The 23,058-nt window shown below is 69.5% G+C and carries 21 protein-coding genes; 13 read left to right on the top strand and 8 right to left on the bottom strand.

From position 1 onward, the window contains the following. Position 1: 1 nt before the first annotated feature. Positions 2-1,366 (bottom strand): FAD-binding oxidoreductase, encoded by a 1,365-nt coding sequence (locus ACIBI5_RS29875; protein WP_397252066.1) that lies wholly within the window; start codon positions 1,364-1,366, stop codon positions 2-4. A gap of 115 nt (positions 1,367-1,481) precedes the next feature. On the opposite strand from ACIBI5_RS29875, the gene ACIBI5_RS29870 reads away from it, so the two are divergent. The 7 genes from ACIBI5_RS29870 (at position 1,482) to ACIBI5_RS29840 (ending at position 7,996) form a co-directional block, all read left to right on the top strand. Further along, positions 1,482-2,690 (top strand): cytochrome P450, encoded by a 1,209-nt coding sequence (locus ACIBI5_RS29870; RefSeq protein WP_397252065.1) that lies wholly within the window; start codon positions 1,482-1,484, stop codon positions 2,688-2,690. A 3-nt stretch (positions 2,691-2,693) separates the two neighbouring features. Next, positions 2,694-2,894, top strand: a complete 201-nt coding sequence (locus ACIBI5_RS29865) for a ferredoxin (protein ID WP_397252064.1) — start codon at positions 2,694-2,696, stop codon at positions 2,892-2,894. Between the two features lie 200 nt (positions 2,895-3,094). After that, positions 3,095-4,105, top strand: coding sequence for a LacI family DNA-binding transcriptional regulator (locus ACIBI5_RS29860; RefSeq protein WP_397252063.1), 1,011 nt, complete (start codon positions 3,095-3,097; stop codon positions 4,103-4,105). 62 nt (positions 4,106-4,167) lie between these two features. Continuing rightward, positions 4,168-4,539 (top strand): D-ribose pyranase, encoded by a 372-nt coding sequence (gene rbsD / locus ACIBI5_RS29855; protein WP_379609828.1) that lies wholly within the window; start codon positions 4,168-4,170, stop codon positions 4,537-4,539. A 12-nt stretch (positions 4,540-4,551) separates the two neighbouring features. After that, the gene (locus ACIBI5_RS29850; protein WP_379630897.1) at positions 4,552-5,523 is read left to right on the top strand and encodes a sugar ABC transporter substrate-binding protein; all 972 of its coding nucleotides are present in this window, start codon (positions 4,552-4,554) and stop codon (positions 5,521-5,523) included. After that, a complete protein-coding gene (locus ACIBI5_RS29845) occupies positions 5,520-7,007 on the top strand; it encodes a sugar ABC transporter ATP-binding protein (RefSeq protein WP_397252062.1) in 1,488 nt (495 codons plus the stop codon). Before ACIBI5_RS29850 ends, ACIBI5_RS29845 begins: the two co-directional genes overlap by 4 nt. Then, positions 7,004-7,996, top strand: a complete 993-nt coding sequence (locus tag ACIBI5_RS29840) for an ABC transporter permease (protein WP_397252061.1) — start codon at positions 7,004-7,006, stop codon at positions 7,994-7,996. Before ACIBI5_RS29845 ends, ACIBI5_RS29840 begins: the two co-directional genes overlap by 4 nt. Positions 7,997-8,058: 62 nt before the next feature. On the opposite strand, the gene ACIBI5_RS29835 is transcribed toward ACIBI5_RS29840, so the two are convergent. The 5 genes from ACIBI5_RS29835 to ACIBI5_RS29815 all read right to left on the bottom strand — a co-directional run bounded on the left by ACIBI5_RS29835 (position 8,059) and on the right by ACIBI5_RS29815 (position 13,026). Further along, the gene (locus tag ACIBI5_RS29835) at positions 8,059-8,529 is read right to left on the bottom strand and encodes a hypothetical protein (RefSeq protein WP_397252060.1); all 471 of its coding nucleotides are present in this window, start codon (positions 8,527-8,529) and stop codon (positions 8,059-8,061) included. A 179-nt stretch (positions 8,530-8,708) separates the two neighbouring features. After that, on the bottom strand, positions 8,709-10,181 hold the full coding sequence (locus ACIBI5_RS29830) for an NADH-ubiquinone oxidoreductase-F iron-sulfur binding region domain-containing protein (protein WP_397252059.1): 1,473 nt from the start codon (positions 10,179-10,181) through the stop codon (positions 8,709-8,711). A 16-nt stretch (positions 10,182-10,197) separates the two neighbouring features. Next, positions 10,198-10,920, bottom strand: a complete 723-nt coding sequence (locus ACIBI5_RS29825; protein ID WP_397252058.1) for a hypothetical protein — start codon at positions 10,918-10,920, stop codon at positions 10,198-10,200. Between the two features lie 56 nt (positions 10,921-10,976). Continuing rightward, complete coding sequence (locus ACIBI5_RS29820) at positions 10,977-12,398, bottom strand: DUF1996 domain-containing protein (protein WP_397252057.1); 1,422 nt, start codon at positions 12,396-12,398, stop codon at positions 10,977-10,979. 16 nt (positions 12,399-12,414) lie between these two features. Then, positions 12,415-13,026 carry a DUF4142 domain-containing protein gene (locus ACIBI5_RS29815; RefSeq protein ID WP_397093965.1) on the bottom strand — a complete coding sequence of 204 codons (612 nt, stop codon included), beginning with the start codon at positions 13,024-13,026 and terminating at the stop codon, positions 12,415-12,417. A 109-nt stretch (positions 13,027-13,135) separates the two neighbouring features. Here ACIBI5_RS29815 and ACIBI5_RS29810 point away from each other — a divergent pair, with 109 nt between their 5' ends. The 4 genes from ACIBI5_RS29810 to ACIBI5_RS29795 are packed head-to-tail and all read left to right on the top strand — an operon-like array spanning position 13,136 to position 19,628. Beyond that, positions 13,136-13,678, top strand: coding sequence for a sigma-70 family RNA polymerase sigma factor (locus ACIBI5_RS29810; protein ID WP_184957689.1), 543 nt, complete (start codon positions 13,136-13,138; stop codon positions 13,676-13,678). Then, positions 13,678-13,857 (top strand): zf-HC2 domain-containing protein, encoded by a 180-nt coding sequence (locus tag ACIBI5_RS29805; RefSeq protein WP_184957688.1) that lies wholly within the window; start codon positions 13,678-13,680, stop codon positions 13,855-13,857. The genes ACIBI5_RS29810 and ACIBI5_RS29805 overlap by 1 nt, the downstream gene beginning before the upstream one ends. Positions 13,858-13,917: 60 nt before the next feature. Beyond that, the gene (locus ACIBI5_RS29800) at positions 13,918-14,712 is read left to right on the top strand and encodes a tryptophan 2,3-dioxygenase (RefSeq protein ID WP_397252056.1); all 795 of its coding nucleotides are present in this window, start codon (positions 13,918-13,920) and stop codon (positions 14,710-14,712) included. A gap of 47 nt (positions 14,713-14,759) precedes the next feature. After that, positions 14,760-19,628, top strand: coding sequence for an NAD-glutamate dehydrogenase (locus ACIBI5_RS29795; protein ID WP_397252055.1), 4,869 nt, complete (start codon positions 14,760-14,762; stop codon positions 19,626-19,628). 155 nt (positions 19,629-19,783) lie between these two features. On the opposite strand, the gene ACIBI5_RS29790 is transcribed toward ACIBI5_RS29795, so the two are convergent. After that, positions 19,784-20,809: a hypothetical protein gene (locus ACIBI5_RS29790; RefSeq protein WP_397252054.1), complete on the bottom strand. Its 1,026-nt coding sequence runs from the start codon at positions 20,807-20,809 to the stop codon at positions 19,784-19,786. 47 nt (positions 20,810-20,856) lie between these two features. On the opposite strand from ACIBI5_RS29790, the gene prfB reads away from it, so the two are divergent. Next, positions 20,857-21,972, top strand: a complete 1,116-nt coding sequence (gene prfB / locus ACIBI5_RS29785) for a peptide chain release factor 2 (protein ID WP_397252053.1) — start codon at positions 20,857-20,859, stop codon at positions 21,970-21,972. Here prfB and ACIBI5_RS29780 read toward each other — a convergent pair. Continuing rightward, on the bottom strand, positions 21,958-22,149 hold the full coding sequence (locus tag ACIBI5_RS29780; RefSeq protein ID WP_379609814.1) for a hypothetical protein: 192 nt from the start codon (positions 22,147-22,149) through the stop codon (positions 21,958-21,960). The genes prfB and ACIBI5_RS29780 overlap by 15 nt on opposite strands. Before the next feature lie 202 nt (positions 22,150-22,351). Here ACIBI5_RS29780 and ftsE point away from each other — a divergent pair, with 202 nt between their 5' ends. Next, entirely contained in the window at positions 22,352-23,041 is a 690-nt protein-coding gene (ftsE, locus tag ACIBI5_RS29775; protein ID WP_091079803.1) for a cell division ATP-binding protein FtsE, read from the top strand. Positions 23,042-23,058 lie beyond the last annotated feature (17 nt).

Below are 23,058 nucleotides of genomic sequence, written 5' to 3'. Positions count from 1 at the left end.
GCTAGACGCCCTGGGGCAACCGAAATACCCGGCCCGGGTCGTAGGCCGCCTTGACCTCGGCCAGCCGGGCGGCGTTCGGGCCGTAGTAGGCCGAGCGCCACGCGCGCAGGTCGGGGTCGATGTAGTTCACGTAGGCGTGGTCGCCCAAGAACGCGCGCATCTCGCCGTGGACGCCGCGCAGCCAGGTGCGGGAGGTGCCGTCGGCGTAGTACTGGACGCTGTAGAGCGCCGCCCGGTGCGGGAAGGCGGTGTCGCGCACGCCCACCCGGCCGATCGCGCCGCCGAACGCGTCCAGCAGCACCGCGTGCTGCCCCGGCCTGGCCACCCAGGCGACCAGTTCGGCGATGCCCGCGGCGGGGAGCCTGCCGTAGGCGAGGTGCGACTTGGCGGAGAACGTCGTGCGCGGTCCCGGCCCGCCGGCCATGATCCGCATCGCCGTCAGGTACGGCACCACCCGCGCCGAACGGGACTCCGGCTGCCCGACCTTGGCCACCAGCGCGGCGAGGTGCCGGTTGAGCCCGGTCAGGCCGCCCAGGTAGGTCCCGGCGAGCTGGACGTGGAGGCCACCGCGGTCGCGTATCAGGTGCAGCGTCGACCACAGCTCGTCGGGCGCGCCCGGCGCCCAGGCCTGCCAGGCGGCGACCGCGGCGGCCGCCTTCGACCAGGGCCAGCGCAGGAAGAAATGGCCGATCTCACGCGCGGTGTGGGTGCGGAACGTGAACGAGGTGGCGACGCCGAAGTTGCCGCCGCCACCGCCGCGGCAGGCCCAGAACAGCGCGGGATGCCGGATGGCGTCGCAGTCCAGAACCCGCCCGTCGGCGGTGACCACCCGCACGGAGACCAGCCGGTCGCAGGTCAGCCCGTACTTCCTGGAGACCGCGCCGATCCCGCCGCCCAGCGCCAGCCCGCCCACGCCGACCGTGGGGCAGGAGCCGGCCGGGATGCTCACCCCGTGCCCGGCGAGCTTGGTGTAGACGTCCATGAGCTTGGCGCCCGGCCCGATCGTGGCCAGGCCCGCGCGGTGGGTGACGGCGTTCAAGCGCGACAGGTCGACGACGAGGCCGGAGCCGGTGGACCAGCCCGCGTAGGAGTGCCCGCCCGAACGCGCGGTGACCGCGACGCCGGTGCGCCGGGCAAACGCCAGACATTTCGCAACATCTTCTGATGTTTCGCAGTACGCGATGCCGCCTGGGCGGATGCGGTCGAAGGCCGGGTTGTACAGGCGCTTCGACCGGTCGTACGCGGCGTCGCCGGGGCGAACCAGAGTGCCCTTGAGCCCGCGGCGCAGGCCCGCCCAGTCGGGTGGCGCGGTGGAGAGGGACAGGGGGACCAGCGCGGCGGCGCCCAGAAAGTCACGGCGGTTCACAGCTCATGTGACGAGGCCGGTGGCCGACGGGTTGGTTACGACTCCATCACCTTCCCCGGCGCCGTGTCAGCGCGGTGACGGTTCTGTGTCAGGGCGGTCGGTGAGGGTGGGCGCCATGAGCGAATCTCTCCACACCGTCACGACGATGCCGGCGGCGCGTCAGCCCGGCTGTCCCTTCGACCCGCCCAAGGAACTGGTCGAGGCGCGCGACCATGGTCCGATCAGCCGGTTCACCTTCCCCGACGGGCACGAAGGCTGGCTGGTCACCGGCTACGACCTGGTTCGAGCGGCACTGGCGGACTCGCGGTTCAGCTCGCGCAAGGAGCTGATGCGTCATCATCCGCTGATCGACTTCGGTGACATCGAGGTGCCGCCGGCGCCGCCGGGTGAGTTCCTGCTGATGGACGATCCGCAGCACAGCCGCTACCGCAAGCCGCTGGCGGGCAAGTTCACGGTACGGCGGATGCGGCAGCTCACCGAGCGGATCGAGCAGGTCACCGCCGAGCACCTGGACGCCATGGAGAAGGCCGGGCCGCCCACCGATCTGGTGACCGCCTTCGCCAAGCCGGTTCCGGCCGTCATGATCTGCGAGCTGCTCGGCGTGCCCTATGAGGATCGGGGCACTTTCCAGGCGAACGTCGAGAAGTTCATGGACGGTCAGACCCCCGACGAGGAGCTGATCGCCGCCTATACCGCGGTACAGGCCTACCTCGCCGAGCTGGTCGCGGCCAAGCGCGCCAACCCCACCGACGACGTGCTCAGCGACCTCCTTGACGGCGACCTGACCGACGAGGAGCTGCGCGGGGTCGCTCTGGTTCTCCTGGCGGCCGGGCTGGACACCACCGCGAACATGCTGGCCCTGGGCACGTTCGCGTTGCTGCGCAACCCGGCGCAGCTGGCCGCGCTGCGGGCCGACCCTTCGCTCACCGAGCGGGCCGTGGAGGAACTGCTGCGGTATCTGACCGTGGCGAAGACGTCCATGCGGACGGCCCTGGAGGACGTCGAGCTGGGCGGGCAGACCATCGCGGCGGGGACCGCGGTGATCCTGTCGTACAACACGGCCAATCGTGACCCGGAGCGGTTCTCCGATCCGCACGTTCTGGATCTGCGCCGGCAGGACGGCGGCCATCTGGCCTTCGGGCACGGCATCCACCAGTGCCTGGGGCAGCAGCTGGCCAGGATCGAGATGCGGGTGGCCTTCGCCGCGCTGGTCCAGCGCTTCCCGACACTGCGGCTGGCCGTACCGGCTGAAGAGGTCGTGCTGCGTCCTGAGATCGCCGACATCTTCGGGGTCAACAGCCTCCCGGTCACCTGGGACGCGTGACCCATGAGGATCACCGCGGACACCGAGCGCTGCATCGGGTCGGGAATGTGCGCGCTGACGGTGGGTGAGGTGTTCGACCAGAGCGAGGAGGACGGCAGGGTGGTCGTCGTCCGGCCCGAACCGCCCGCCGAGACGCGGGACGCGGTCCGCCAGGCCGTCGATCGGTGCCCCGCCGGGGCGATCGCCATCTCCAGCGGACCTTAGGAGCGACATCCGACGTGCGCGGCGGCCGGTCATCCCGGCCGTCGCGCACTTTCGCGTCGTGATGCCGTCCTATCTGGGGTAACACCTGGATAACGTCCCATCTACACGTGTTGCCAACCGGGAAGGGCGGACGAATACTGCGGAATCAACACGAGTTGATACGACCGAAGGGCGAACCCGCAGTGGTCACACGCCGTGACGTGGCACGACTGGCCGGCACCTCAGAGGCCGTCGTCAGCTACGTGCTCAACAACGGGCCGCGCAACGTCGCCCCCCACACCCGCGAACGGATCCTGCGCGCGATCGACGAGCTCGGCTACCGCCCGAACGTCGTGGCCCGGTCGCTGCGCACCAGCCGTACCCACACGATCGGGCTCGTCGTCCCCGACAACGCCAACCCGTTCTTCGCCGAACTGGCCCGCGAGATCGAGGACGTCGCGTTCGAGCACGGCCTGACCCTGCTGCTCGGCAACGCCATGGACGACGACGAGCGCGAGGCCGCGTACGTGCGGACCCTGATCGACCGGCAGGTCGACGGCCTGATCCTCATTCCCGCCCACGGCCCGCGCGCCTGGCGCTCCCAGCTGGCCGCCTCCCGGGTGCCGTGCATCGTCCTGGACCGCGAGCTCGACGACACCCCCGCCAGCCACCTGCTGCTCGACAACGAGGGCGGCGCCCACGAGGCCACCCGCCACCTGCTCGGCCACGGGCAGCGGCGCATCGGCTGCGTGGCCGGTCCCAAGGACATCCACCCCACCGTCGACCGGGTCGCCGGGTGGGCGCGGGCGCTCACCGAGGCGGGGCTCGATCCGTCGGTGATGCCGCTGGCGCATGGGCCGTTCGGGCGGCGGCAGGGCTACCTGAGCGGGCGGGAGCTGCTGTCCAGGGAGGATCGGCCCACGGCGCTGTTCGTGACCAGCGACGAGCAGGCCATCGGGGTGATGCGCGCGGCGGCCGAGCTGGGGCTGACGGTGCCCGGCGACGTCGCCCTGTGCTCCTTCGACGGGATCGCCGCCTCGTCGTACACCGTGCCGGCCCTGACCACCATGCGGCAGCCGATCGAGGAACTCGGCCGGCGTGCCGTCGAACTGCTCGCCGCCAAGATCGGCGGCGACGCGACGCGGGGCGAGCGGGTGGTGCTGGAGGCGACGCTGATCCGGCGCGGGTCCTGCGGTTGTCCCGACCCCGTGGGCGGGGTGGACGATGGCTGAGCCCGTGTGGAGCGCGTTCGCGGCCGTCATCCGGTACGGCACGCGAGCCGGGAGGGCGTCACATGCGTCCTGACGGGCTGTGGCATCCGCGCCTGCTGCAGATCCTCTCGGCGGCCGGACACACCGACCTGATCGTGGTGGCCGATCCCGGCCTGCCCGTGCCGCCCGGCGTCGAGACGGTGGACCTCGTCTGGCGCAGGGGTGAGCCGGCCTTCCTCCCCGTCCTGCGCGAGGTGCTCGCCGAACTCGTCGTCGAGACCGCCTACATCGCCGAGGAGTCGCCCGACGGCTTCCTCGACGGCGTCCTGACCCGGCCAGAACGTATCCCGCACACCCAGCTCAAAGAGCTTGCCGCCCAGGCCCGCGCGGTCGTCAGGACCGGCGAGGCCACGCCGTACAGCAACGTCGTGCTCCAAGCGGGCGTTCCCTTCTGAAGGAGACACCAGATGAACAAGAAGATCGTCGTTGTGGCCGGTCTGGCCCTCGCGCTCGCCGCGTGCGGCAAGGAGGGCGGCACGACCGGTGGACAGAGCGCCGCCGCGCCCGAGCCCGGTGAGAAGCCGGGCGTGTGTTTGGTGATGAAGTCGCTGGCCAACGAGTTCTTCCAGCAGATGCAGAAGGGCGCGGAGGAGCACGCGGCCAAGCGCGGCGACCTCACGCTGAGCGTGGTCGGCATCCAGAACGAGACCGACATCGACAACCAGGTCGCCGCGATCGAGAAGTGCGTGACGCAGCAGGCCAAGGCGATCGTGATCGCCCCGGCCGACTCGCGCGCGCTGGTCGCCCCGCTCAAGCGCGCCGTGGACTCCGGCGTGAAGGTCGTCAACATCGACGTCCAGCTGGAGGAGGGCGCGATGAAGTCGGCCGGAATCGCGGACAAGGTGCCCTTCGTCGGCCCCGACAACCGCGAGGGCGCCAAGCAGTCCGGCATGGAGCTGGTCAAGGCCGTCGGCAAGGACGCCGAGGTGGTCATCCTGGAGGGCAACCCGGGCGCGGCCAACGCCACCCAGCGCAAGACCGGGTTCCAGGACGCGATCAAGGAGGGCGGTCTCAAACTGGTCGACTCCAAGACCGCCCACTGGGAGACGAACGAGGCCCACACCGTCTTCGGCAACATGCTCACCGCCCACCCGAACATCAAGGGCGTGCTGGCCGCCAACGACAACATGGCGCTCGGCGCGCTCAAGGCCATCGAGGAGCAGGGCAAGAAGGAGCAGATCAAGGTCGCCGCGTTCGACAACATCCCGGCCATCGCCTCCTACGTCAAGAGCGGCGCGGTCGTGTCGACCCTCGACCAGTACGGCGCGCAGCAGGCCGCCAACGGCATCGACTACGCGATGAAGATGATCGCCGGCGAGAACGTCAGCGGCTGGCAGAAGACCGAGATCAAGCTCATCACCAAGGACAACGTCGGATGATGCGGGTCACCGGCCTCGTCAAGCGCTTCCCCGGCGTGGTGGCGCTGGACGGCGTCGACCTGGACATCCGGGCGGGCGAGATCCACGCCCTGGTCGGTGAGAACGGCGCCGGCAAGTCCACGCTGGTCAAGGCGCTGGCCGGGATCCACGCGCCGGACGGCGGCTCGATGACGCTGGACGGGCGGCCCTACAGGCCCGGCAGCGCCGCCGACGGACTGGCGGCGGGGATCTCGGTCGTTCATCAGGAGCTGGCGCTGCTGCCGTACCTCACCGTGGCGGAGAACCTCTTCCTGCGCGCGCTCCCGCGCAAGGCGGGAGTGGTCGACCGGCGGCGGCTGCGCACGGACGCGGCGGCGCTGCTGGCCGAGATCGGGCTGGACGTCGCGCCCGACACGCCCGTCGAGCGGCTCGGCATCGCGCAGATGCAGCTCGTGGAGATCGCCAAGGCGATCTCCACCGAGGCCAGGCTCCTGATCATGGACGAGCCGACCGCGACGCTCACCTCGCGCGAGTCCGGGCGGCTGTTCGGCATCCTGCGCGGGCTGCGCGAGCGCGGCGTGGCGATCGTCTACATCTCGCATCACCTGCGGGAAGTGCTGGAGCTGGCCGATCGGGTGACGGTTCTGCGGAACGGCCGCAGCGTCGTGAGCCGTCCGATGGCCGGTGTCACCGCGCCGGACCTGGTGCGGGCGATGGTGGGGCGGGATCTGGCCCAGGAGTACCCGCCGCTGCCGGAGCGGGCGCGGGGCGAGGAGATGCTCAGGGTCACGGGGCTGCGGGTCAGCGGGTTCGAGGGGCCGCTGTCGTTCTCGGTGCGGGCGGGGGAGGTGGTGGGGTTCGCCGGGCTGGTGGGGGCGGGCCGTACCGAGGCGATGCGGGCGATCTTCGGCGCCGACAGCGCCCTATCCGGAAATATCGAGCTTCACGGGCGGAAAGTACGAATCCGCCACCCCAAGGATGCCGTGCGGCACGGCATCAGCCTGCTCACCGAGGACCGCAAGTCACAGGGTCTCGTCCTGGACCTGCCCATCAGCGCCAACGTCACCCTGGCCAAGCTGCGCGGTGCCCTTCTCTCCTTCAAGCGGGAACGCGCTCTCGCCCAGCAGCTGGGCGGCCGCCTGCACCTGCGCTCGGCCGGCGTCTCCCAGCACGTGCGCACGCTGTCCGGCGGCAACCAGCAGAAGGTCGTCCTGGCCAAATGGCTCAACGCCGGATCCGACGTGCTCATCGTGGACGAACCCACCCGAGGCATCGACGTAGGCGCCAAGTACGAGATCCACGAACTCCTGCTCGGCCTGGCCGCGGAGGGCAAAGCCCTGCTCGTCGTCTCCTCCGACCTGCCCGAGCTGATGGGCATCTGCGACCGCATCCTCGTCTTCTCCCGCGGCAAGATCGCCGGAGAGGTGGCCAGAGCCGGCTTCGACGCCGAACGCATCCTCACGCTGGCCTACTCGGGCTACCTCAAGAACGGTGAAAAACCATGATCAGACGGCTCGTCCTCGGCGAGGCGGGCATCGGTGTCGCCCTGGTGGTGCTCGCGGGATTCTTCGTCCTCGCCGCCCCGAACTTCGCCACCGAGCAGAACCTCCGCAACATCATGACCCAGATCACGCTGAACACCGTGCTGGCCGTCGGCATGACGTTCGTGATTCTGGTGGGCGGCATCGACCTGTCGGTGGGCTCGTCGATGGCGCTGTGCGCCGTCGTGTCCGGCACCATGATGGCCGGATCGTCCTCCCCTATGACCCTGATCGGCGCGATCCTGGTCAGCGTGCTCGTCGGCGGAGTCGTCGGCTGGCTGAACGGCTTCATCTCCGAACAGTGGCGGGTCCCGTCGTTCATCGTGACCCTGGCCATGCTCAACATCGCCCGCGGCGCGGCCGAGCGCTACACCGACGCCGCCACCATCTACAACCTCCCCACCGCCCTGAACGACTTCGGCACCCTCACCCTGATCGGCATCCCCGCCGTGTTCTGGGTGGCGGTACTGCTGGCAGGGGCCGGCTGGTTCGTCCTGTCCAGGACGGTCTTCGGCCGCCTCATCTACGCGACGGGCAACAACGAGGAGGCGGTACGCCTGTCCGGCCACAAGACGTCCCGCATCAAGATCGCCGCCTTCGTGATCGCCGGCTTCACCGTGGGCATCGCGGCGATCCTGTACATGGCCCGCCTCAACATCGCCAGCCCCATCCTCGGCCAGGGCTACGAACTCAACGCGATCGCGGCGGTCGTGATCGGCGGCGCTTCACTGATGGGCGGCCGCGGCTCGATGGTCGGCACCTTCCTGGGCGCCTGCCTGCTGGGTGTTCTCACGAACGGGCTGTTGCTGATGGGGGTGTCCGACTTCGAACGCCAGATCATCACGGGGCTGGTCATCCTGGTGGCCGTGGTCCTGGACGCCTACCGACTGAGGCTGGCCCGCAAACTCGCCGTCACCCAACCCGCCCAGCCCGCCACCCCGGTGACGCCCTGACCCTCACAAAGGCTCCTCTGCCTGATCAACCAGGCAGAGGAGAGGATCTGCTGCCTGTCTTGTCACCACATCGCGACCAGTCTGTCCGGGTAGACGCGGACACGATCTGCCCCGTACCGGTCGATGGGAGCGGAGGTGAAAGCGCTGTGGAGCGGGCTGACGCCGAGCGTCACCTTGTTGATCGTCGGGTCGACACCGATCTGAACGATCAGAGGACCCTCGCGGCGACGGCGCCAGAAGTCCTCCTCGGAAGCGCATTCCCCGGAATCCCAGAGTGCTTGCCAGCGAGCCTCCTCGTCGTCGCTGATGGTCTCCTGCAGGTGTCGCGGTTCCCGCAGGGTGTAGCGCTGTGCGATCACTTTGAGGTACCGAGGATGAGAGAGGGAGCGGCGGAGCCGCGCGACCACCGCGGCGCCGTCACCGACGACACCGAGGCACATGGTCACGCCGCCCTCCGGCGCTGTGGTGATGTCCCACCAGATGCCTCCCAGCAGGTCGGGGTGATCGTCACCCCAGCGTGAAAGCTTGGTCATGTCCGGTTCCAGAAGGGCCTGTTGCCGCATTACGGTGCCGGGCCGCTCCTCCGGAACGGGTGGTGATCCATCATCACTCATCCTCTTCTCATACCTCTTCCGGAGCGATCTGGGATCTCCTGCGCTTTGTCCAGGGTCGATCAGACGCTTCGCCGGTTGTGGTGGGCAGCACCTTGCCTTTAGGCGAGGCGCAGGGCCAGGGCGGGGCACATGCCTACTGCTCGTTTGGCCTCCTTCAGCATCCATTCCGGCACTGGCCGGAAGCTTGGGTAGCCGAAATCGTCAAGCTCCACGAACTCGGGGAGTAGGTGGGCGCACAGGCCGTGGCCCTGGCAGCGGGTCCAGTCGACGTCCAGCCTGTACTCCGGCTCCGCCACCGCCTCGGGCAGCGGGAGGACGCCTCTCACCGGGCGGCCGCAGCCTCCTCCGTCCTGGTGGGCCGCGATGTCGTCGGCGAACACGTCCAGTGCCGACAGGATGAAGCGCGCCGTCCCGTCCGGGTGGAAGCAGGCGCCGCGTCTCTCGATCGCGCGTACGGCCCGCCGTACCGCATCGGGAGATCCCGACCCGCCCGCCAGCGAGCCCAGCGCCCGAGCCACGTCCGGCAGCCCGAGCCGGCACGGACCGCACTGTCCCGACGACTGCGCCGACAGGTACGAAGCCACCCGCGCGGCCTCCCCGAGCGGGCAGGTGGCGGTGCCGATGGGCACCACGATCCCGGCCCCGAGTTCTCCTCCGGCCAGTTTCATCCCCTCGCGGGAGATGGTGGCGACCGCGGCGGCCGCGGGATCTAACCAGGCGCCGTGGTAGCCGCCCACGAGCACGCCGTCGCCGGGTTCCGCGTCGCACAGGTCCAGCACGGTCGCGAGCGGCATGCCCGCCGCCACCTCGACGACCGACTCGGACGCGGCACCGCCGCTCACGGTGAGCAGCAGGGTGCCGGGTTCGCGGGAGGTCCCGGCGTCGGCGTAGCCCTCGGTGCCGAGCTCGGCCAGTACGGCGACCTGCGCGAACGTCTCGGCGTTGGACAGCAGCGTCGGCAGCCCGTTGACGCCGGAGTTGCTGGCCCGCTTCTTGCGTCCCGGCGGCATCGCTTCGAGCCCGTTGACCCCGCGCACCAGCGCGCCGCCCTCGCCGGACACGAACCGCTCGGGCAGCCCGACGACGCGGATGCGCAGGTGGCTCTCCTCGGCGCCGGCGACGGCGGCGGCCTTGCGTTCGGCCACCGCCGCCGCCATGGACCCTTCGGCCACCTCGCCCTCGACGGTGGCGATCACCACCTCGCGGGCGTGGAGCGCCTCGGCGGCGAGCACCGCGCCGTCGAGTACCAGGTGCGGGGTGCGCACGAGGAGCATGGCGTCCTTGGAGCTGGCCGGCTCGCCCTCGACGGCGTTGACCAGCACCACGCTCTCGCGCGCGCCGGCCGCCTCGGCGACGGCGCGCATCTTGCGGGCGAACGGGAAGGCCGCCCCGCCCCGCCCTCTCAGGTCGACCTCCTCGACCTGGGCGAGGAGGTTCTCCAGGTCACGCGGGGCGGGTGTGCCGTGGACGGTGCGGTGGGCGGGCAGGTCGAGCCGCCGGCAGTGGTCGAGGCCGGCGGTGATCCTGGCGGGGCCGAGCCGCTGAACACGCGGCACCCTGTGCGGAATCATCGGTGGGACTCCTTTCTCAGCCCGCCGCCCGGAACTTCCGGCGAGCGGCGTCGAGGCTGACGGGCGCCTCGGTGACCTGGGGTTCGGTGCGCGTCTGCGGCACCGCTTCCGGCGTCTCCACCGGTTCTGGTACGGCCGGCGGCCGCACCATCGTGGCCACGACCCGTACCAGCAGGGCAGCGCCCACGGCCGCGAGGCAGGCCACGTACGACCAGCTCACCCACGCCGAGGGCGCCCGTCCGGCGGTCAGCCCGTGCAGGACGGCGACCGGCCACGCGAGGTACGCGCAGGCGTGCAGCGAGCGCCAGATCCAGGGCTGGGGCGAGCCGGCGAACATGCCGCGCAGCAGCCCGCTGGTGGCGGAGATGACGAGGAGCCCGGCCGCCACCGCGCCCAGGACCGGCGGCCGTTCGATCTTCAGCGCCACGTGCGTGGCCAGTGCCGCCATCCCGGCCATGGCCATGATCCGGTGGGCGAACTGCGCGTACACGCGATGGCGGGCGGACAGGAAGACCCGTTCGGTGGCGATGAGGCCGAGGGCCACGGTCGCGGTCAGCGTCACCAGAGCGATCACGCCTACGTAGAAATCGAGGAAGCCCAGCAGTTCCAGCCCGCGCGGCGATCTGGCCAGCGCGTAGCCGGACAGCAGTAGTGCGGTGATCCCGGCGGTGAGGCCGAGGCGGACCGGTCGCGTGTCCAGTTTGGACGGCGCGTGCCGGGGATTTCGTCGGTGGAGCATGCGTTCCTCCCAGGGTCGGTTGAGGGTGCGACTCGGGGGAGCGCCGCCGCCGGGCGCTAGCAGCGGCGCCCGCGGTTGATGCAGTTGACGGCGAAGGCCATCAGCCGGTCCGGCATCACGTTGGCGAAGTCGGCGTGGTCGGTGACCGGGTTGTGCTTCTGTTCGGGGAAGGCGTCAAGGGCGTAGGAGGCGCCCTGTGGGACGGTGTAGGTCAGGACCATCCGCAGCTGGGGTACGGCCCGGGTGCCCTGGGGACATCCGCCCTGGCCGGGGAAGACCACGTGGGTGCGGTGGTTGGCGCTGTCGGTGTTCTGGCCGTCCCAGCAGCTGGGGAAGTCCAGGACGCGGACGACCTGGCTGAAGCGCGGGCACAGCGGATACTTGGTGGTGATCCGGTTGGTGAAGCCGGTGCAGGTCCACTGGGCTCGGGCGTTGGCGCCGCCGTTCGTGGCGGCCTTGGCGTCACCGGTGATCAGCCTGAGGAACCTCGGCATGGCGACCACCCGGCTGTTGGACGCCGCGCGGAACTGCAGGGTGACCGAGCGGGGCCGCAGCACGCGGCCGACGTTTCCGTCCGGGTCGCTGACGTTGTCGTCGACCTTGCGGTCTCGGAGCACCGGCCAGAAATATGTGGATTTGTCGCCCAGGCGGCAGGTGGTGCCGGCGGCGGCGAGGCTCTGGTCGGTGGAGAAGGCATCCGTGGACAGGTTGCCCACGTAGTCGTGCAGGTGGTGGGCGCCGTTGCGGACACCCGGCGCGACGATGAAGTTGTCGGGGTTGTTGTGGCCGTTGCCGTTGGTGCCACAGGCGGACACGAACGAGCCCCTGGCCTGGAGGAGGTTGCCGCGCGCGTTCGGCCGCACGCGCCTGATGTCGATGAAGTCCTCCACGAACGGGCCCAGGTCGGCGCAGTTCTCCTCGGCGTTCTCACTGTCGCTGGGGGAGGGCGACGGCTCCTGGCTCGGGTCCTGCGACGGGTCCTGACCGGGATCCTGCGACGGGTCCTGGCTCGGGTCTTGGGAGGGGTCTTGGCTGGGGTTCTGGCTGGGGTTCTGTGACGGGGTGCGCGTGGGCGCCCTGCTGGGCTCCCGCGATCGGGTACGGCTGTCCGCCCGCTCGGGATCCGGCGACAGAGCCGGGGGAGCGATCCCGCCACCCGAGCCGAAGTCGTCCTGCTGGTCACCTTGCCGGTTCTGGTCGCCCTGCCGGTCGTCCTGCTGGTCGCCCTGCCGGCCCTGGTCGCTCTGCTGGTTGTCCTGAGGGTTCTGGTCGCCTTGAGGGTTGTTGTCCTGCTGGTTCTGGTCGTCCGGGTTCTGCTGGTCGGCCTGGCGGTTCTGGGACTGCTGGCGGCCCTGCTCGGCCGGATCGCAGTGGTCGGCTCGCGCGGGGACCACGCCGATGACGGCCGCGGACACCAGCCCGCCGGCCACCAGGGCCAGTGCGGACACGGCCGCGGCCACGGGTTTGGATCTGCTCATCGCATCTCTCCTTGGGTTAGCGCGGTGCCGGGGGTTCGGGCAGGTCGGAGTAGTTGACCAGGCCGATCGACTCCAGCAGCGTCATGTGTCTGAGCACCGCGGCGTTCGCCTTGGCGGCGAACTTCCTGACCTCGTCGTTGCGCGTTCCCGCCCGGACGGCCGCCACGACCGAGAAGACCTTCCCGTGCGCCTGGCGCAGCAGGTTGGTGTACTCGCGGTCGTAGTCGGCGGCCGAGGCGGCGGAGATCTGCGCCATCCAGGTCTGCTGGTCGGCCGAGGCGGTGCTGGGCAGCGCGACGTCGAGCTCCGCTGCCACGGCCCTGACCTCGACGTCGAGCTTGAGGTGGTCTTCGATGATGTGCCCGGCGACCTCCTTCAGCCGGGCGCTCTGGCCGCGTTGCTGGGCCTGCTGGCTGGTGGGGATCTCCCAGAGCCCGGCCTGCCGTACCTTGATCAGAAGATCGCGGTCGGCCGGCCCGAGCGGGCCCGAGTCCGTCATCGTCCAGCCCGCCTGCGCTGTCGTGCTGCCGGGAGGCAGCACCAGCAGGACCGTCACCACGGCCGCCACGGCGAACGAGCCGAGCATGAAGAACTCTCCCGCCCCCAAACGGCGGCGAAACCTACGCATGGTCGGGGATACGCGGGTTTGCGGGGGCCGGTTCACCTATTGAGGCGAGATAGTCAGAAATGACTGGAGTTATCGGAGTGACTACCGAAGTGGTAACGAAGGTGTAAAGATGTGGGCCGTGCTAGCTCACTTCGACGGTACAGACGCCGACGAGGAGCATCGCATCTTGGTGCTCTACCAGGAGTTTCGCGGCCCGCTCCTGCGCCACGTGCGCAAGGCGACCGGAAACGACCTGCAATGGGCGGAGGACGTCGTCCAGGAGACGATCGTCCGCGCCTGGCGGAACTCGGCGAGACTGCAATGGGAACCCAGCCTCATCTGGGCGTGGCTGCTGACGGTGGCCCGCCGTATCGTGATCGACGGGCGCCGCCGCCGCAGCGCCCGGCCGCAGGAGGTAGAACCCCCGGAGGTGGATACCGTCGCTGTGCCCGACGCCTCCGATCGCGCGCTGTCGGCGATCGTCGTCGCCGACGCGCTCCGCGCTCTGTCGGACGAACACCGCGAAGTCATTGAACAGACCTACCTACGGGATCGTACGATAAGTGAAGCGGCGGAGATTCTGGGGATCCCGCCCGGCACTGTCAAGTCCCGTCTCTACTACGGGATCAGGGCACTGCGTGAACTTCTGCGTGAGAAGGGGGCAGCTGGCTGATGCACCACGAGGTGGCGGCTTATGTCCTCGGTGTCCTGGACGAAGAGGAGCATGAGGCGTTCGAGCGCCACCTCGACGCGTGCCAAGACTGTCAGGTGCAGCTCAGGGAGCTGAGTGAGGTTCCCGAGCTGCTCGACGAACTGAAGCATTCCCCCACCGCCTCGGAAGACTCACATTGACGTAGGGGTTCCTTTTGAGGTGGTATCGGTACGGCCGGTAGAAGTTGGGGGAGGTGCCCGGTGGGGTTCAACGCTGATCCCCCGGACAGGCGGTTCGGCGAAGAGGGCGGGCAGCTGTCCTACGGTGGCTATTTGCGCCTGACGGAGCTGCTCGCACAGCAGCAACCCCAATCGCAGGCCCCGGACGAGCTGCTGTTCATCACCGTGCACCAGGTCTACGAGCTGTGGTTCAAGCTGCTCCTGCACGAGCTGGAGGCGGCCCGCTCGGCCATGTTCAACGGCGAGCTGTGGCAGGCCCGGCACGTCTTCCAGCGCGTGCACGCCGTCGAACGCGTGCTCGTCGAGCAGGTCCAGGTCCTGGAGACGATGACGCCCCAGGACTTCCTGGAGTTCCGTTCCAAGCTGTCACCGGCCAGCGGATTCCAGTCGGTGCAGTTTCGCGAGCTGGAGTTCCTTTCCGGCGCCAAGGACGCCCGCTATCTCGCCCGCCTCAGGGACGCCAGCGAGGAAGAACTCGCCAGGCTCCGCAGGCGGCTCATCGAGCCCACGCTGTGGGATGCTTATCTCACCGCCCTCTCCCAGCGTGATCTGCCGGTCTCCGACGACGAGATCATGGATTCGCTGCTGGCCGTGGCGAGGGACCGCCGGTCGCACGACGACCTGTGGCAACTGGCCGAAGACCTGCTGACCCATGACGAGACCGCTCAGCTGTGGCGGATGCGGCACGTCCAGATGGTCGAGCGCCAGATCGGCACCAAGTCCGGCACCGGTGGCTCGACCGGCGCGCCCTACCTGCGAGGCAGGACGCGCCTGCACTACTTCCCCTTGCTGTGGGAACTGAGAGCCTGGCTATGACCAGCCAGGCGATGTTTGGCAAACCCTCACAAAGGAGTGAGAGCGAGATGCCGCTCGACGAGGCCAAGGATGAGCTGCTCCAGCGAGCCGCCCAGAGATGCGCCGCCGGAAACGACCATGTGACCCCCGAGGAGGCGCTGGCCTTCCTGCGCGTCTACTACCGGCATGTCGCCCCGGAGGACCTGCTCGACCGCAACCCCATTGACGTGTACGGCCCGGCGATGTCGCACAAGCAGCTGGCCGAGGTGCGACCGCAGGGCAGGGCGGTGGTCAGGGCGTTCACCCCCACCTTGGAGGACAACGGCTGGGACCCCGGCCATTCGGTGGTCGAGGTCGTCACCGACGACATGCCGTTCCTCGTGGACTCGGTGACGATGGAGCTGGACCGCCTCGACATCGGCATCCATCTGGTCGTCCACCCGCAGATGCGGGTACGCCGCGACATGACGGGCAAGATGCTCGGCCGCGGCCAGGAGGACGTGACCGGTCAGATGCTGGTCGAGTCGTGGATCCACATCGAGGTCGACCGGCAGGCCGACCCCGAGGTGCTCAAGCGGCTCGAAGCCGACATCCTTCGCGTGCTGTCGGACGTGCGCCACGCCGTCGAGGACTTCGCCAAGATGCGGGCCCTCGCCGTGCAGACCGCGGAGGACCTCACGCTCAATCCGCCGCCGCTGGAGCCCGCCGAGGTCGAGGACAGCCTCGACCTCCTGCGCTGGCTGGCCGACGGGCACTTCACCTTCCTCGGCTACCGCGAGTACCGCCTGGAGGAGACCGAGGAGGGCGACGCGCTGCGCTCGCTGCCCGGCGCCGCGCTCGGCATCCTGCGCGACGACCGGGTCGGCTCAGAGAGCTTCTCCACCCTGCCGGCCGAGGTACGCGCCAAGGCCCGCGAGAAGCAGCTGCTCATCATCACCAAGGCCAACTCGCGGGCGACCGTCCACCGGGCCGCCTACCTCGACTACATCGGGGTCAAGCTCTTCTCGCCCGACGGCGAGGTCGTGGGCGAGCGCCGCTTCCTCGGCCTGTTCACGCACGTGGCGTACAACGAGTCGATCTCCCGCATCCCGGTGCTGCGCCGCAAGCTCGCCGAGGTGCTGGACCAGGCGGGCCTCGCCGCCGACAGCCACGACGGCAAGGATCTCATCGAGATCCTGGAGACCTTCCCGCGCGACGAGCTGTTCCAGACCTCGGTCGAGCAGCTGGTCCCCATCGCGATGGGCGTGCTGCGGCTGCGCGAGCGCAAGCAGGTCCGGCTGTTCCTGCGGCGCGACGACTACGGCCGCTACATCTCCTGCCTCATCTACCTGCCGCGCGACCGCTACACCACCAAGGTCCGGCTCAAGATGCAGGAGCTCCTGCTCAAGGCCCTCGGCGGCAGCACGCTCGACTACAGCGCGATGATCGGCGAGTCCGCGCTGGCCCGCCTGCACCTGGTGGTTCGTGGTGAACGCGGCAAGCAGCTTCCGCCTCCGGGCGTCGATGTCGAGGAGCTGGAGTCGCGGCTGGCCGCGATCACCCGCTCCTGGGAGGACGACCTGGCGACCGCCCTGTCCGAGATGACCTCGGAGGAGGAGGCCCCCGGGCTCATCCGGCGCTACCAGTCGGCCTTCCCCGAGGGGTACAAGGCCGACTTCCCGCCGAAGATGGCCGTGGTCGACCTGCGCCGGCTGGAGCAGCTCGTCGGCGCGCCCGACGGCGAGGTCGGCATCAACCTCTACGAGCCCTACGACGCCGCGGAGGGCGAGCGCCGGCTCAAGATCTACAAGGTCGGCACCCCGATCTCCCTGTCCAAGGTGCTCCCGCTCATCCAGCGCCTCGGCGTCGAGGTGGTCGACGAGCGGCCGTACGAGGTCGACAGGGACAACGACCCGGCCACCAAGAACGCCTGGATCTACGACTTCGGGCTGCACTACACGCCTTCGCCCGAAGTCGACCGCAACGACTTCAAGCGCCTGTTCCAGGACGCGCTCGGCGCGCTGTGGAAGGGCGAGATCCAGGCCGACAACTTCAACGCGCTCGTGCTGTCGGCGGGGCTCACCTGGGAACAGGTCGAGATCCTGCGCGTCTACGCCAAGTACCTGCGCCAGGCCGGCACCACCTTCAGCCAGCGCTACATGGAACGCGTCCTCGGCGGCAACGTACGGCTGGCCAGGCTGCTGGTGCGCCTGTTCGAGGCCAGGCTCGACCCGCGGCGCGCCGACGACGTCCGCGCCGACCTGGTCGAGGCGCTCACCGAGGAGATCCTGGGCGCGCTGGACGAGGTGGCCTCGCTCGACGAGGACCGCATCCTGCGGGCCTACCTGGAGATGATCCAGGCCACCCTGCGCACGAACTACTTCCAGAGTGGGGCCGACGGGCAGCGCAAGGCGTACATCGCGCTGAAGTTCGACCCGCTGGCGATCAGCGTGCTCCCGCTGCCCCGGCCGAAGTACGAGATCTTCGTCTACTCGCCGCGGGTCGAGGGCGTGCACCTGCGCTTCGGCAAGGTCGCGCGCGGTGGGCTGCGCTGGTCGGACCGGATGGAGGACTTCAGGACCGAGATCCTCGGCCTGGTCAAGGCGCAGATGGTGAAGAACACCGTCATCGTGCCCACGGGCTCCAAGGGCGGATTCGTGGTCAAGCGCCCACCGGCCGGCGGCAGGGAGGAGTTGATGGCCGAGGGCATCGACTGCTACCGCACCTTCATCTCCGGCCTGCTCGACGTCACCGACAACCTGGTGGACGGCAAGGTCGTGCCGCCGCCGGACACCGTCAGGCACGACGGCGACGACACCTACCTGGTCGTCGCCGCCGACAAGGGCACCGCGACGTTCTCCGACATCGCCAACAGCGTCGCCAAGGAGTACGGATTTTGGCTCGGCGACGCGTTCGCCTCAGGCGGGTCCGTCGGCTACGACCACAAGGCCATGGGCATCACGGCGCGCGGCGCCTGGGAGTCGGTGAAGTACCACTTCCGCACCACCGGCGTGGACATCCAGCACACCGACTTCACCGTGGCCGGCATCGGCGACATGTCCGGTGACGTCTTCGGCAACGGCATGCTGCTGTCCCAGCACATCCGGCTCCTGGCCGCCTTCGACCACCGGCACATCTTCATCGACCCCGACCCCGACGCGGATCGCTCGTTCGCCGAGCGGCGCCGATTGTTCGAGCTGCCGCGCAGCTCCTGGGCCGACTACGACGCCGAGCTGATCTCGGCCGGTGGCGGCGTGTTCCCGCGCACCGCCAAGTCCGTCCAGATCTCGCCGCAGATCCGCCAGGCGCTGGGAATCGCCGAGGGCATCACGTCGATGGCGCCCAACGACCTGATCAGCGCCATCCTCAAGGCCCCGGTCGACCTGCTGTGGAACGGCGGCATCGGCACCTACGTCAAGGCCTCCACCGAGTCCAACGCCGACGTCGGCGACAAGGCCAACGACGGGCTGCGGGTCAACGCCGCCGAGCTGCGATGCAAGGTCATCGGCGAGGGCGGCAACCTGGGCTTCACCCAGCTGGCCCGCATCGAGTTCGCGCTCAACGGCGGCCTGGTCAACACCGACTTCATCGACAACTCCGCCGGCGTCGACACCTCCGACCACGAGGTCAACATCAAGATCCTGCTCGACCAGGTCGTACGCGACGGCGAGCTGACCGACAAGCAGCGCAACCAGGTCTTCACCTCGATGACCGACGAGGTCGCCAACCTGGTCCTGCGCGACAACTACAACCAGAACGTGGTCCTGGCCGCCGCCCGCGCCCAGGGCCCCGAGATGCTCCACATCCACGCCCGCTACCTGCGCAAGCTGGAACGCGACGGGCTGGTCAACCGCGAGCTGGAGTTCCTGCCCTCGGACAAGCAGCTGGCCGAACGCCGCCAGGCCAGGCTCGGCCTGACCGCGCCGGAGTTCTCGGTCCTGCTCGCCTACACCAAGCTCGTGGTCGACGCCCAACTGCTCGGCTCCGACCTGCCCGACGACCCCGCGCTGGCCTCGTGGCTGGTGTCGTACTTCCCGTCGGCGCTGCGCGAGCGCTTCCGCTCGTACATGGACGCCCACCCGCTGCGCCGCGAGATCATCACCACCTGCGTGGTGAACGAGCTGGTCAACTCGGCCGGAACCACGTTCATGTTCCGCCTGGGCGAGGAGACCGGCGCCTCCACGCCGGACATCGTGCGCGCCTGGCTGGTCACCCGCGAGGTCTTCGACCTGGCCAGCTTCTTCCGCGCGGTGGAGTCGCTCGACAACAAGGCCGACACCTCCACGCAGATCGCCATGCTCCTGGAGGCGCGCAAGCTCGCCGAGCGCGGCACCCGGTGGCTGCTCAACAACCGCCGCCCGCCGATGGACCTGTCCGGTTCGGTGAACTTCTTCGTCAAGGGCGTCAACGGGCTCCTCTCGCACATCCCCAAGCTGCTCACCGGCCCCGACCTGGCCGCGTTCGAGGAGCGCCGCGACGCGTTCGTGGCCCGTGGGGTGCCGATGGAGCTGGCCGAGCGGTCGGCCGCGATGGTGCCCGCCTACTCCACGTTCGACCTGGTCGAGGTCAGCTCGCTGACGGACCGGCCGGTCAACGAGGTGGCCGAGGTCTACTTCGACCTCGCCGACCGCCTGCAGCTCGCCCAGCTGCGCGAACGCGTCATCGCGCTGCCCCGGGACAACCGGTGGAACGCCATGGCCCGCTCCGCGCTGCGCGACGACCTGTACGCGGCCCACGCCTCTCTCACCCGCGACGTCCTGGCCCACACGGCGCCGGGCGCGTCACCGGAGGAGCGGCTGGCCCGGTGGTCGGAGTCCAACTCGGCGGCGGTCGGACGGGCCCGCCAGACGCTGTCGGAGATCTGGGAGAGCGACAACTTCGACCTCGCCACGCTGTCGGTCGCGCTGCGCGCCATCCGCACGCTGGTCTCGGCCAGCAACCTGCCGCACACGGAGTGAACCTCACGGTCCCGGGCCCCGCGCGGGCCCGGGACCGGCCAGCGGTACGGCGTCGCGGCGCGTCGCCACGTCCGACGTGAGAAGCGCCCGACGATCGGCGGCCACCCACGGCGGCGGGAGGCGCCTGCTTGGCTTGCCGTAACGGATGGAGGGGGTTAGTCGCCGGAAGCGCGGGTCACGCCGCCGTCGTGGGCGATCACCTCGGCGCGCGTCGGCGCGGACGCGGGTGGGACCGACGTCGCGTACTGGTGGATCTCCGACACCTTCAGCGACCGCCGCAGCTTGGCGGACGAGATCGCCCAGCGCGCGTCGTCGGGCACCGGGATGCCGTCGCTCTCCGCGCTCTTCGTCGCGGGCGTGGTCGTGGAGGTCCTGGTCAGCGTGTACTGGATGAGCGCGCCGCCGTCCTTGGTGCGCAGCGCGAACACGGGGTACTCGCCCGCGCTCAGAATCGAGTCGTAGGTGAAACCGTCCTGCTCCCAGCGCGCCCGGTCCTCGGCGATCTGCGAGGCGATGTCCGTCGTGTACGGCCCCGCCGACAGCAGATCGGCGGCCACACCACCCGAGCCGGCCTCGGCCACCGTGGCATGCAGCGGCGCCATGAACTTGGGCCCGATCAGCACGCCCTTGTCGTCCGGCGGGACCGCCGTGGCGTACCCCTGGGCGTCCACCTCGACCTCCGGCACCTTCTCCCCGGGCAGCAGCCGCGCCGCCGAGCTCAGCCGCCACTTGTCGGTCGACTTCGCGAAGACGAGGAACGTCGGCTGCCCGTCGCGCGGCACCAGCACGCTGAACCATGGCGACGTCGCGTCCCCGGGGAAGCGCGGCACGAGCATCGTCGGCTGCCCCCACGTGCGCAGCGGCGGCCGGCCGCCGCTGGAGTCGAACGCCGCCGAGGTGAGGTCGCGCAGCCCGTCGCGGGTCAGGTCGACGGCGAACCTGAGATCGCCGGCCGTGCGCAGCACGGAGTCGGTCGCCGTGATCTCGGTGAAGATCTCGCGCGCCTCGTCCGGGGTGATGGCCGGGGCCTCGGGCGAGGTCGTGGGCGTCGCGGTGACCGGCCCGCCGGAGACGTTCGCGGCCCTCGTGGGCGTGGTGTCAGGGGTGCCCGAGCAGGCGACCGTCGCGGCCAGCAGGCCGGCGGCGAGCGCCAGCACCTTCCGCCGACCGTAAGCACGCACCTCGCCATGTTATTCGGGCGGGCGAGGGTCGCGTACCCTTGGGAGACGTGGCACTCATCGATCCGGCAGAAGAGATCAACGAGCTCGCGGGCACGCTCGGGAGCATTCAGGACGTGCTCGACCTCGATGCGATGCGCAAGCAGATCGCGGAGCTGGAGGAGCAGGTCGCCGCGCCGGATCTGTGGGACGACCCCGACCAGGCGCAGAAGGTGACCAGCAAGCTCTCCCACCTCCAGGGCGAGCTCAACCGGGTCGAAGGCCTCAGCCGGCGCCTCGAGGACATCGGCGTCCTGTACGAGCTGGCCGCCGAGGAAGGCGACGAGGACACCAGGGCCGAGGCCGACAAGGACCTGGCCACGTTGCGCACCGACATCGGCGCGATGGAGGTCCGCACGCTGCTGTCGGGCGAGTACGACGCGCGCGAGGCGCTGATCACGATCAACTCCCAGGCCGGCGGCGTCGACGCGGCCGACTGGGCGGAGATGCTGCTGCGCATGTACCTGCGCTGGGCCGAGCGCAAGGGCTACTCCACCGAGGTCTACGAGACCTCCTACGCGGAGGAGGCCGGCATCAAGTCCGCCACCTTCAGCGTCAAGGCCCCCTACGCCTACGGCACGCTCCGTGGCGAGCACGGCACCCACCGGCTGGTCCGCATCAGCCCCTTCGACAACCAGGGCCGGCGCCAGACCTCCTTCGCGGGCGTGGACATCGTCCCCGTGGTGGAGCAGACCGACCACATCGACATCAACGAGGACGAGCTCCGCATCGACGTCTACCGCTCCAGCGGTCCCGGCGGCCAGGGCGTCAACACCACCGACTCGGCGGTGCGCATCACTCACCTGCCGACCGGCATCGTGGTCTCCTGCCAGAACGAGCGCTCCCAGCTGCAGAACCGCGCGACCGCGATGGTCGTGCTGCAGGCCAAGCTGCTGGAGCGCAAGCGGCAGGAGGAGGCGGAGAAGATGTCGGAGCTGCGCGGCGCCACCACCACCTCATGGGGCACGCAGATCCGCAACTACGTCCTGCACCCGTACCAGATCGTGAAGGACCTGCGCACCGGCACCGAGGCGGGCAACCCGACCGCCGTGCTCGACGGCGACCTGGACGGGTTCATCGAGTCGGAGATCCGCTGGATGCGCCGTCAGGAGTCAGGCGCCAACTAGGTGCCTGGCCGCGAGGGCGAAAAAGAGAAGGACGAGCAGCACCAGGACGATCACGGCGGGTGAGAGCCCGCCGAATCCGTGCTGGTGCATCCGGTCGCGGTTGGCGCGGCAAAGTGCGCAGCGGCCCTCGATGACCGGATGGGCGCAGCGCGCGCAGACGAGGTCTTCGCAACTCATGTCAGCCCCAAGTGTAGCCGCACAATCGTTTTGTTTCCGTTATGGACGTTCCATGCCAGTCTTCCCCCTAGACTGTGCTCTGGCCAATCGGAACGTCGATCATCAGTAAAGATGGACGCCCCCGGTGGGCCGCGGCGGGAAGTGGGCATGTGCCACCCTTGCTTCCGTCCTGACCCCTAGACTGGCATGCCGTGATGCTCTCGTGATCCATTTCGATAATGTCACCAAGGTCTACGCGAACCAGAACCGGCCCGCTCTCGACCACGTCTCCGTTGACGTGGACAAGGGCGAGTTCGTGTTCCTCGTCGGTCCCTCTGGCTCAGGCAAGTCCACGTTTCTCCGCCTGATCCTCAAGGAAGAACGGCCGAATTCGGGTGCGATCCATGTCGCCGGCAAGGATCTGGCCCGACTGTCGAACTTCAAGGTGCCGCACCTGCGCCGCCGTATCGGCTGCGTCTTCCAGGACTTCCGCCTGCTCCCGAACAAGAACGTCTACGAGAACGTGGCGTTCGCGCTCGAGGTCATCGGAAAGCCGCGGCGGTTCATCCGCAAGGTGGTCCCGGAAGTCATCGAGCTGGTCGGCCTCGAAGGCAAGGCACACCGCATGCCCGACGAGCTGTCCGGCGGCGAGCAGCAGCGTGTCGCCATGGCCCGCGCCTTCGTCAACCGGCCCATGATCCTGCTGGCCGACGAGCCGACGGGCAACATCGACCCCGCGACGAGCATCGGCATCATGAAGGTGCTCGACCGCATCAACCGGACCGGTACGACGGTCGTGATGGCCACGCACGATGCGGCCATCGTCGACTCCATGCGCAAGAGGGTCGTGGAACTCGAGGACGGCAAGATCGTCCGCGACCAGTCGCGTGGCGTCTACGGCCAGGCGTACTGACAGGGAGCTACAGACAC

The sequence above is a fragment of the Nonomuraea sp. NPDC050540 genome, from assembly GCF_044457485.1.
GTDB lineage: Bacteria > Actinomycetota > Actinomycetes > Streptosporangiales > Streptosporangiaceae > Nonomuraea.
Note: the sequence above shows the minus strand (reverse complement) of the source record. Positions and strands in the feature narration are given on the sequence as shown.